15 protein-coding genes are annotated in these 10,095 nt (G+C 65.0%); 8 read left to right on the top strand and 7 right to left on the bottom strand.

Annotation, left to right across the window (positions count from 1 at the left end):
- Positions 1-325: 325 nt before the first annotated feature.
- From NU1_RS14755 to NU1_RS14775, 5 genes are all read right to left on the bottom strand, one after another.
- The gene (locus tag NU1_RS14755; protein ID WP_067521669.1) at positions 326-922 is read right to left on the bottom strand and encodes an HD domain-containing protein; all 597 of its coding nucleotides are present in this window, start codon (positions 920-922) and stop codon (positions 326-328) included.
- A complete protein-coding gene (locus NU1_RS14760; RefSeq protein ID WP_067521671.1) occupies positions 919-1,284 on the bottom strand; it encodes a DUF5655 domain-containing protein in 366 nt (121 codons plus the stop codon). Before NU1_RS14760 ends, NU1_RS14755 begins: the two co-directional genes overlap by 4 nt.
- Positions 1,285-1,326: 42 nt before the next feature.
- Positions 1,327-1,914 (bottom strand): hypothetical protein, encoded by a 588-nt coding sequence (locus NU1_RS14765; RefSeq protein ID WP_067521672.1) that lies wholly within the window; start codon positions 1,912-1,914, stop codon positions 1,327-1,329.
- A gap of 89 nt (positions 1,915-2,003) precedes the next feature.
- Complete coding sequence (locus NU1_RS14770; protein WP_067521754.1) at positions 2,004-2,771, bottom strand: SigB/SigF/SigG family RNA polymerase sigma factor; 768 nt, start codon at positions 2,769-2,771, stop codon at positions 2,004-2,006.
- A 182-nt stretch (positions 2,772-2,953) separates the two neighbouring features.
- A complete protein-coding gene (locus NU1_RS14775; RefSeq protein ID WP_067521756.1) occupies positions 2,954-3,376 on the bottom strand; it encodes an ATP-binding protein in 423 nt (140 codons plus the stop codon).
- Positions 3,377-3,512: 136 nt separating this feature from the next.
- Here NU1_RS14775 and rpe point away from each other — a divergent pair, with 136 nt between their 5' ends.
- Positions 3,513-4,175 (top strand): ribulose-phosphate 3-epimerase, encoded by a 663-nt coding sequence (gene rpe / locus NU1_RS14780; protein WP_067521674.1) that lies wholly within the window; start codon positions 3,513-3,515, stop codon positions 4,173-4,175.
- Between the two features lie 22 nt (positions 4,176-4,197).
- Here the strand turns inward: rpe and NU1_RS14785 are convergent, their stop codons facing one another.
- Positions 4,198-4,644, bottom strand: coding sequence for a hypothetical protein (locus tag NU1_RS14785; protein WP_067521676.1), 447 nt, complete (start codon positions 4,642-4,644; stop codon positions 4,198-4,200).
- 528 nt (positions 4,645-5,172) lie between these two features.
- Between NU1_RS14785 and NU1_RS14790 the strand changes: the two genes are divergently transcribed.
- From NU1_RS14790 to NU1_RS14815, 6 genes are all read left to right on the top strand, one after another.
- On the top strand, positions 5,173-5,799 hold the full coding sequence (locus NU1_RS14790) for a riboflavin synthase (RefSeq protein WP_067521681.1): 627 nt from the start codon (positions 5,173-5,175) through the stop codon (positions 5,797-5,799).
- Positions 5,800-5,890: 91 nt separating this feature from the next.
- The gene (locus tag NU1_RS14795; RefSeq protein WP_067521683.1) at positions 5,891-7,150 is read left to right on the top strand and encodes a bifunctional 3,4-dihydroxy-2-butanone-4-phosphate synthase/GTP cyclohydrolase II; all 1,260 of its coding nucleotides are present in this window, start codon (positions 5,891-5,893) and stop codon (positions 7,148-7,150) included.
- A gap of 47 nt (positions 7,151-7,197) precedes the next feature.
- Positions 7,198-7,677: a 6,7-dimethyl-8-ribityllumazine synthase gene (gene ribH, locus NU1_RS14800; protein ID WP_067521688.1), complete on the top strand. Its 480-nt coding sequence runs from the start codon at positions 7,198-7,200 to the stop codon at positions 7,675-7,677.
- Between the two features lie 66 nt (positions 7,678-7,743).
- The gene (locus tag NU1_RS14805; protein WP_067521758.1) at positions 7,744-8,202 is read left to right on the top strand and encodes a PH domain-containing protein; all 459 of its coding nucleotides are present in this window, start codon (positions 7,744-7,746) and stop codon (positions 8,200-8,202) included.
- 224 nt (positions 8,203-8,426) lie between these two features.
- Positions 8,427-8,654 carry a FitA-like ribbon-helix-helix domain-containing protein gene (locus NU1_RS14810; RefSeq protein ID WP_067521690.1) on the top strand — a complete coding sequence of 76 codons (228 nt, stop codon included), beginning with the start codon at positions 8,427-8,429 and terminating at the stop codon, positions 8,652-8,654.
- Between the two features lie 91 nt (positions 8,655-8,745).
- A complete protein-coding gene (locus NU1_RS14815) occupies positions 8,746-9,057 on the top strand; it encodes a PIN domain-containing protein (RefSeq protein WP_371859792.1) in 312 nt (103 codons plus the stop codon).
- A gap of 182 nt (positions 9,058-9,239) precedes the next feature.
- Here the strand turns inward: NU1_RS14815 and NU1_RS41415 are convergent, their stop codons facing one another.
- Complete coding sequence (locus NU1_RS41415) at positions 9,240-9,428, bottom strand: hypothetical protein (protein WP_157552252.1); 189 nt, start codon at positions 9,426-9,428, stop codon at positions 9,240-9,242.
- Between the two features lie 385 nt (positions 9,429-9,813).
- On the opposite strand from NU1_RS41415, the gene NU1_RS40310 reads away from it, so the two are divergent.
- A partial coding sequence (locus tag NU1_RS40310; protein WP_157552254.1) for a helix-turn-helix domain-containing protein occupies positions 9,814-10,095 on the top strand: 282 nt, incomplete at its 3' end.

The following is a 10,095-nucleotide window of genomic DNA, read 5'->3' on the forward strand; positions in this document are numbered from 1 at the left end:
GCCGGAATCCACACCCGAAAGTGCGTGCCACAGAGTGTGGATCCCGGCCGAGGAGCGCGCCCGGGCGACGGGGCGGTTCGCCATGAAACGTGCGGTACTTTCGGCACCACGCTCAGCCCGGCCGACCTATCGGCAGAGCTCGAACTATTCGGGCGGAACGTCCGCCGGGTCGACGATGAGAATGTGCTTACCTCCGCGGCCGACAATGATCTCGCTGCGGTGGCGAGCCCGGCGGCGTGGCCGTCCAGATCGTCAACCTGTCGGCGGGAAGCGATCGCACCCACGGGCGCAGCTCCCAACGTCCGCTGGCCCGACCCTGGCCGAATCAGGATCCGTGCACCGGAAACGCTGCCTGGAAGGCCAATCTGCGATCGGCGTCGGCCGCAATGCGATCGAGCTCCTGATCCAGTACCGAGAACACCTGCCACGGCTGCTGCCCGGTATCGGCGGCGAGCCGTTCGATCAGCAGCTGTTCGAGTTCGGTGACCCGCTTCCCCTTCCATACCTTGTCCGCAACACTGACGAGCAGATCCGCCAGCCCGATCTCCGGCCCACCCCATGCGGCATGGGTGCGAGCGAAACGTGCCAGTCTCTCCTCGACCCCGAGTTTCAGCAGTAGTTCGTAACCGGCCTGTTCGTGCGCGCTGCCCGGTCCGGACAGTTCTTCGATATGCACGATCTTGCCGACGTCATGGGTGGCCGCTCCGAAAATCACGGCGTCGCGGTCGAATTCGACGGTAGGGCAGTCCCGCTCGACCCATACGACGATTTGCCGCGCGGCATCGTGAACCAGCCGCAGATGGGCGGCCAGCCGAGGCGGCGCGTCGAGTTCTTCGAGCAGAACGCGAACTTCGCCGGGCAATGGTGGTAGTGCCAGATCGCCGGGTGATTCCAGCGCTCGCAGGAGCAGCCGTGCAGTCATCGGCGGTTCCTGGTTCCGGGGCCGACCGTTTCGTATGCCTCGACGAGTAGGGCGTCGACGCTCTCGTCGATCTGGTCGGCCGTGGTGAAGCTGAGGCGGTGGGTGACAACGGTCTTGGTGGTGGGGAAAGCATCGACCAGGCGCGGGTGGGCTGCGGGGCGGAGGAGGTCGACGGCCACCTCGAGGCGGGCAGCGACGATAAAGGCCGTAGCGAATACACGCGTGCGGGCCCAGGCGACCTCGGTGGCGTGGACGCGTTCGTCGAGCGGACCGAGGATCAGGACGCGATCGCGGAACTCCCGGAATAGTTCGGCGGGTCCGGGTTTCTTGTCGGCGAGGAATTCGTCCACGGTGCGACCCATGGTCTCCAGTGTGCACCAGGGGTGGCGGCCAGGGGTGCGGTGTCAGTCGGTGTCGGGGTGGTCTGGTCGCCAGTTCACCCACACACCCGAGCGTGGTGACTCGAGTGCCCGCAGAGCGATCCAGTGGGTTCTTCGGGATCCATTGGTTCCGGGTACGGGGTCGTAGCGGATATGGAGGGTGGTGCCGTCGATATCGGGTGCCAGGAAGATCACTTCGCCATTGACGCGGACCTGGTTCGGGGCGGATTCCGCGTCGCGGCCGTCGATGTCGATATCGAGGTCGGTGGCTTGGAAGCAGCACCACCACTGCGGTTGGGGGCCGGTGAGGCGGCGGCGGGTGCGTAGGTGCGGTGCGGTGAATTCGCCGTCGTAGGCGGAGCCGGGGCACAGCACCATGGATTCGTCGTCGTGGTAGCGGTATTCGGGATCCAGTTCGCGGTGCCAACGCATTTCGGCCATGCGGGCGGTAATCGGCAATCCGTGCCAGTCCTCGCCGCACCAGGGGTTGGGGCAGCGCGGGAAAGTCGGATCGCCGTAGTCGTAGCCGCCGCACGGTTCACCCTCGGCCAGCTGTTCGTCCACCAACTGGTCGATGGCGTCGATAAGGCTTCGGTCGGTGTGATCGCTCACGGTCCCGCCTGTGGTTGCACGGACGGCGCTGATTCTCCCACCGCTCGTACACCCGCGGCTAGTCCGAATCGATTATCCGGCCGTCCGAACTACTCGCGCGCGGACTGTTCTCGCAGGCGGGCAAGGGTTTTCGCGAGAATACGCGAGACGTGCATCTGTGAGATACCCATCTGCTGGGCGATCTGGGTCTGCGTCATCGACTCGAAGAAACGCATGGTCAGAATGCGGCGTTCGCGTTCGGGCAGCCCGGCCAGCAGTGGCCGGATGGCGACGTACTCCTCCACCCGATCGAATTGCGTTTCCTCTTCACCGAGGGTGTCCAGCAGGGAGGCCTCGGTATCGCGGCCCACCGATACGGCGTCGATGGAGCTGGGCTGGTAGGCGTTTCCGGCAATGACGGCCTGGGTCACCTCATCGGGATCGATACCGAGTTCGGCGGCGATCTCCTTGGCTGTGGGGGAGCGGCCCAACTTCTGCGAGAGGGCGTCGATGGCGGAGCCGATCCGCAGATGGGTTTCCTTGACCCGCCGCGGAACTCTCATGGCCCAGGTGTTGTCGCGGAAGTAGCGGCGGACCTCACCCATAATCGTTGGCACGGCGAAGGACAGGAAATTGGAACCGCGCGTGATATCGAAGCGGTCGACCGCGTGCACCAGACCGACGCGCGCCACCTGGGTGAGATCGTCGAAAGGTTCACCGCGCCCGCTGAATTTGCGGGCGATGTGATCGGCCAGCGGAATACACCGCTGAATCAGCTCGGCGCGCAGGACCGCCCGGCGCGGCGACTCGGTCGGCGTGGCGGAGAGTTGTTCGAACAGCTTCCCCACATCGTCGTATCCGGAGACGCTGCGCACCACCTCCTCGGCCTCATCGGGGTCGAGTTCCTCGGTGGTTTCCTCGGTTTCGGGCTCGGTCGGCGCGGTGGTATCGGTTGTCGCGGCGTCCGCGGTGGTGCTGCCGGTACCGGAGACCACCCGTTCCTCGGGCGAATCGGGTTGAGATGATTCCTGAGATCCGAACACGGTATCCTCGCCGATCACTACGCCTTCCCCCGGACCCGCCGGAACTCCACCGTCGTCGGGTAACCGGCGCTCGTCGGGTCGTAATCGCCCTGTGTCGCCTTCACCTCGTCCGAGAGCGTGCGCAGCACATGCCATCCGAAGCTGCGCTGATCCGGCATGCCCTCGGTCGCGGCCACACCACTCACCTGCACCAGCAATTCGGTCTCACCGACGGTGAACCGGCACTGCAGTGTGGTGTCGGGTTTGGCGAGCGCGATGAGGGTGGACGCCGCCTCGTCCACGGCCAGCCGGATATCGGCCACCTCGTCGAGGGTGAATTCGCTGAGCAGCACCAGTGTTTCGGCAAGTCCGCGCACTATGGGCAACTGGGAGACCGAAGCGGCGACGCCGATCTCAACCGGGGTCGCGCGCAGCCCTTTTTCCGCCGAAATGTTGATCACCTGTAAGAGGCTACCCATTCGCAGGCTTCGCAATCAGCTCAATCGGCGTGTTCGGCCCCGCCGAAGTCGTGGCGGCGGTGCCGATAGACTCCCGCGTGTGTGCACCCCCGCGACTCCTTTCCACCGGCCCGCGCCGATGATCGCTCCGTCCATCCTCTCCGCTGATTTCGCGAATCTCGCCGCCGAGTTGAAGGCGATCGAGGGCTCGGACTGGGTACACGTCGATGTGATGGACAATCACTTCGTGCCGAACCTCACCCTCGGCCTGCCGGTGGTGCAGAGCATCCTGAAGGTGACCGACATCCCGGTCGACTGCCATCTGATGATCGAGAATCCGGAGCGCTGGGCGCCGGGTTATGCGGAGGCGGGCGCGTACAACGTCACCTTCCATGCCGAAACCACCGATGACCCGATCGCGGTGGCACGCGATATCCGGGCGGCGGGCGCGAAGGCCGGACTGTCGGTCAAGCCCAATACCCCGATCGAGCCCTACCTCGAGATCCTCAAGGAATTCGACACGCTGCTGGTCATGAGTGTCGAGCCCGGTTTCGGCGGCCAGTCCTTCATCGGCCACGTACTCGAAAAGGCCCGCACCGTCCGCAATCTGGTGGACGCCGGTGAATTGCGCCTGGTGGTGGAGATCGACGGCGGCATCAATATGGACACCATCGAACAGGCCGCTGAGGCGGGCGTGGATTGCTTCGTCGCCGGTTCCGCGGTGTACGGGACCTCCGACCCCGCCGCCACGGTCGAGACCCTGCGTCAGAAGGTCATCGCGGTGGAGGCGACGGCCGAGTAGGCGGTCGTCAGCGCCCGGGTCGTCAGCGCCCGAGGAGCGCTTCGATCACGGCTTCCAGCGGCGGTACCGCATTCGCGGTCTCCGGCGGCTGGATCCAGGTGCGGTACCCGGTGCGTTCGTCCTCGGCGGACGGGAGCACCACCTGTACACCCGAGCACGCGACGGTGGCGTAGAGCCGAAACAGCGCGGCGGAGACGGCCGTGGTGACGGTGTCCGGGCGGGCGGGTCCGGTAATGAATGTCCAGCGCCGCGCGCGGGGGTGGTCTACGACGGGTCCGGCGAGATCGGCTTGCGTCAATCGCTGCTGTACGCGTTCGCCCAGTTCGGCGGGCATGGTCACGGCACCGTAGCGGTCACCGATTTCGAGCAGGATGTGTCGTGACGAGGGATCGATCGACGCCGGCAGGTGAAAGTCGCGGCGGTATCGTACGCAGCGAAGTTCGAGTGTCGTATCGAGGAACGTAGTCACGCCGCACTCCCAATTGTGTTGTTGTCCACCTGGATCCGACCCGCGCGGGGTCCAACCTTCCTTCGGTCTGGCTTGCTGCGATGAGCACCGACGGCCGGACTGGCCGGGGTGATGGGACGGTTCTGCGCTGAACTGCTCGCTGGAAGTTGAACTGTAGGAATCAGCTGCATAACAATCTTGCGTCCATTTTTGTGGATGCGCAAGATTCTGGTGTAAGCGAGTCGCGAATTGGGTAGTTACGTCCGATTAATGTCCGGTGGACAATTCGTCCAGACGGGAAATCCCCGTATTTCAATTGACGCTGTTGGGTAATCGACCCAATTCCCTTTCGGTCGGTTTTCTTTATCCCTACTTCCCCAGCTTCCGGTACCGAACGCTCCTGTGAACAAGGCCGCGTGTCGCCTACGACCGGGCGTCGTTAGGCTGAGTGGTGACACACCGCCCGCCGGGAATCAGCCGACGGCCTGGGCTGTTGGCGCAAGCGAGTGATCCCGGCACGCGGGTATCGGGCGACAGGAGAGGTACGGCATGTTCACAGGCATCGTCGAGGAACTCGGCGAGATCGTGGCCATCGAGGAGTTGGCCGACGCGGCCCGCCTGACGGTGCGTGGTCCGGTGGTGACCTCCGATGCCGGACACGGCGATTCGATCGCGGTGAACGGCGTCTGCCTGACCGTCGTCGACAAGGTCGTCGAGGGGCAGACCTTCACCGTCGACGTCATGGGTGAAACGCTGAACCGCTCCAGTATCGGCGGACTCGGTGTCGGCTCCCGGGTGAACCTGGAACGCGCCGCCGCCGTGAACAGCCGCCTCGGCGGCCACATCGTGCAGGGGCATGTCGACGGGACCGGCACCATCCTCGCCCGCGATCCGCAGGAAAACTGGGAAGTCGTGCGAATCTCATTGCCCGACAGCCTGGCCCGCTATGTCGTGGAGAAGGGCTCCATCACCATCGACGGCATCTCGCTGACCGTCTCCGGTATCGGCGTTTCCGACGCGCCCGCCGCCGACGGCAATACCGACTGGCTCGAGGTGTCGCTCATCCCGACCACACGCGAACTCACCACCCTCGGTACCGCCCCCGCCGGAACCACCGTCAATCTCGAGGTGGACATCATCGCCAAATACGTCGAACGACTGGTTCAGCGCGGCTGAGCTCGACGGCGCCGAGAGAGTCGGCGCAAATCGGACACCCTGGCTGCCTTACTGTTATGAGGCACCCAAATCGAGATGGAGCACAGCAGACGTGACCAGGTTCGACACCATCGAGCGCGCAGTCGCCGACATTGCCGCCGGTAAGGCGGTCGTCGTTGTCGACGACGAGGGCCGGGAGAACGAGGGCGACCTCATCTTCGCGGCGGAGAAAGCCACCCCCGAACTGGTGGCCTTCATGATCCGCTACACCTCCGGTTACATCTGTGTCCCACTCACGGGCGAAGACTGCGACCGTCTGGGCCTGCCGCCCATGTACGCGGTCAACCAGGACAAGCACGGCACCGCCTACACCGTGTCCGTGGATGCCCGCGAGGGCATCAGCACCGGTATTTCGGCCGCCGATCGCGCCGCCACCATGCGCGTGCTCGCCGATCGCAAGGCCACCGCCGGTGACCTCACCCGCCCGGGTCACGTCGTTCCGTTGCGCGCGAAAGAGGGTGGCGTCCTGCGCCGCCCCGGCCACACCGAAGCCGCCGTGGACCTGTCGCGGATGGCCGGACTCAGCCCGGCGGGCGTGATCTGCGAGATCGTCAGCCAGAAGAACGAAGGCGATATGGCGCGCACCGAGGAGCTGCGCGTCTTCGCCGACGAGCACGATCTGGCGCTCATCTCCATCGCCGATATGATCGCCTGGCGGCGTCGCCACGAGAAGCATGTGGAGCGCGTGGCCGAGGCTCGCATTCCCACCGCGCACGGCGATTTCAAGGCCATCGGCTACAAGAGCGAATACGACCAGACCGAGCACGTCGCCCTGGTCATGGGCGATATCCCGGGTCTCGACGGCAAGGGCGAGGACGTGCTGGTGCGCGTGCACTCCGAATGCCTCACCGGCGATGTGTTCGGCTCGCTGCGCTGCGACTGCGGCCCGCAGCTGGATGCCGCCATCAAGATCGTCGCCGATGAGGGCCGCGGTGTGGTGCTGTACATGCGCGGGCACGAGGGCCGCGGTATCGGCCTCATGCACAAATTGCAGGCCTATCAGATCCAGGACGAGAAGCAGCTCGACACCGTCGACGCCAATCTCGATCAGGGCCTGCCCGCCGATGCCCGCGATTACGGCACCGGCGCGCAGATTCTCGCCGACCTGGGTATCAAGACCATGCGGCTGCTCACCAATAATCCGACCAAGCGCGCCGGGCTCGAGGGCTACGGTCTGAGCATTACCGAGCGCGTGGCCATGCCGGTCCGGGCCAATGCGCACAACCTGCGCTACCTGCGGACCAAGCGGGACCGCATGGGTCACGACCTGGTCGGCCTGGACGACCTGGACCTCGGCGAAACCGCGCAGTAGCACCGACTTTTCGAAGACACCGTCGATACAGAAGAGGTGGAGAACCGTTGAGTGGAGCCGGGGTTCCGACATTCGAGCTTTCGGATGCCAAGGACCTGAAGCTGGCCATTGTCGCGTCGCGCTGGCACACCGAGATCTGTGATGCCCTGGTCGCGCACGCGGAGCAGACCGCGCGTGACGCCGGGACCGCGGAAATCACGGTGGTGCGCTGTGCGGGTGCGATGGAACTGCCGGTGGTGGCGCAGGCCCTGGCCCGCACCCATGACGCGGTGGTCGCTCTCGGTGTCGTAATCCGGGGCGAGACACCGCATTTCGAGTACGTCTGCGATGCGGTGACCTCCGGCCTGACCCGGGTCTCGCTCGACGAGAGCACCCCGGTCACCAATGGCGTGCTGACGGTGAACACCGAACAGCAGGCCCTGGACCGGTCCGGGCTGCCCGGCTCGGTCGAGAACAAGGGCGAACAGGCCTCGGCCGCCGCCCTCGACGCCGCGCTCACCCTGCGTGCCCTGCGGCAGACCGTCTGACCAATGCCTGTCGTCCGGATCTGGAGGCGCGGTGGTGCTGTGCCGCCGCGCGAGGAGTCCACTGCTGTGACCGGTAATTCCGAATGGGACCTGGAAGTTCGCCCGCGCCGTTCGGTGGTGACCGCTCGCCTGGTGGCTGCCGCATTGGCGGTGTTCTTCCTGGTCGGCGGTATTCTGCTGCGCACCGGCTCGACCGGTGTGACATTCCGTCTGGCCGATCAGATCGCGATGGTCGGCATCGGTCTCCTGCTGGCGGGCGGCGTACTGATGCTGACGCGGCCCCGGGTGCGGGTCGGACCGCGCGGTGTGGTGGTGCGCAATATCTTCGGCGACAACGAATTCCAGTGGAAGGACATCCGCGGGGTGTCGTTCCAGGATCGGAAGGCCTGGGCCCGCCTGGAACTCGTCCACGACGAGTACGTACCTATGCTCGCCTTCCGCGCCAACGACAAGGGTTATGTGGTCGAGTCCATGGACCGCTTTCGTGATCTGGGTGCGAAATACACTGCCGCGCAGGGTGACTGACTCGACAAGGTATTCCTCGGCTCCGACACACCGATGGAATTGGAGCAGCGGATACAGGCCCGATGCCATGAAAGGCGAGCTTCACCGGTCCGACTGCGACCGGCAAGATCGTCGAGGCAGCCGCGGCGACTGATCTCGAGCGCCTCACGCTGGAACTCGCAGGGAACGACTCCGGCGAACGGGGACGAGTCCCGGAGGCAGAGATCAGCGATAGCATTGATTGCATGGCCAGCATCACGATTCGTGGCTTGGACGATACGGTGAAAGAGCGTCTGCGCCGCCGCGCCGCCGCTCACGGTCGCAGCATGGAGGCCGAAGCACGGGCGATCCTTTCCGACTCCGTGCGGCCACCGAACATCCTTCGCGAATTCTATGACGCCACGCGGGAACTCCCCGACGGCACCGATCTCGACCTCCCCGAGCAGGAGCCCGCGCGGGTGATCGACCTGTGATCGTCGCCGACACGATCGTCTTGTCGGAGATCATGCGGCCGATCCCCGACCGCCGCGTCGTCGCATGGAACTCGGCGGGTGAGACATCACGATCACGGCGGTGACGGTCGGTGAGATCTGGGCCGGTATCCAGGTAATGCCGGAGGGGCGGCGGCGCAATGGGTTCGCCGAAGTAGCGCACCGCCTGTTCGACGCCCACGCGGGCGAGATTCTCCCCTACGACGATCGGGCGGCGGTCGCGTACAGCCGGATCATTGCCGACCGGCGTTCCATGGGCCGCCCCACCGGGCAAGCCGACGCCATGATCGCGGGAATCTGCCTCGCGAATGGCTGCGACCTCGCCACCCGGAACGTGAAAGACTTCGCCGACATCGGATTGACGATCGTAAATCCCTGGGAGTGAATCTATTTCGGTCCACAGATGAGGCATCGGCACCGTCGGAAGCAATGGCGTTCAAGGTCTTCGCGGTTGGTGCCGCCGTCGCTCTGTAGGAAGTACTCGCGGGCGCGTCATCACGCGCGAGATCGGCGGCCGATTCCGCTTCCACCACTTGCGCTGCGTGCAGAACCTTGCCACCAGCCTCTTCAGCGCTGGCCGGTCCAGATGTTGCGACCCCGTAGCCCTGATCGGTGTTCCAGCTGTGGCACCAGGGCCGTGTAATACCGTTTTGCGTCGCAATCGTCGGAGCACTCGTCGTGCAGATACCTTCCCCGCCTTGCCTGCTCGATATTCTCCACCGGGTAGCCGGGCACATCGTGGCTCGAGTAGCTCATCACGGTTCAGCTCCCTACGTGTGGGGCATCGGCGGGTACGAACACCTTGGCCTCCACGAGCCGTAGCTTCGCCTGGCGCTTCACCGGACAGGACGTGCACTCGATGTGGACTTGCATGATCAGGTGGGCGGAGCCGACCGTCATCACTGGTACGGCGCGGTGGTTCGTCGGTGGGATACCGGGGTATGTCACTGGCTCGATCCCTTCCCGTATCTCTAGATTCTGGTGTCCTCCAACGAGTAGACGCCCGATCGGGGGGAACTGGAATCTCCGCTCTCCCGATTTCGACTGGTTTGTGCCAGACTTTCTGTACGGTTGCCGCGCACTGGATTTGGCCAGTTGAAGGCTTCCAAGAACCGGGTCACTGAATAGTGAGGCTAACGACATGAGCGTTACCGGTAGCACCCTCTCGCGGCGGGCATTAGGGCGGGAACTGCGGCGTCTTCGCATGGCCGTCGGGATGCAGCAGGCAGAAGCCGCCAGAGCCGCGGAGACCTCTCCCCAGTCGATCGGCCGCACCGAAGATGGTCGATCCACCCGCCTGACCTCGTTCCAGATCAACGCGCTATGTGACACTTACAAGGCCAGCGACGACGAACGAAGAACCCTACTGGGGTTGCTGCAAGAGGTCCGTTCGTTCCGTGAGCGTGGTGGGGGTTGGTGGCGG

The organism is Nocardia uniformis NBRC 13702 (genome assembly GCF_001613345.1).
GTDB classification, from domain to species: Bacteria; Actinomycetota; Actinomycetes; order Mycobacteriales; family Mycobacteriaceae; genus Nocardia; species Nocardia uniformis.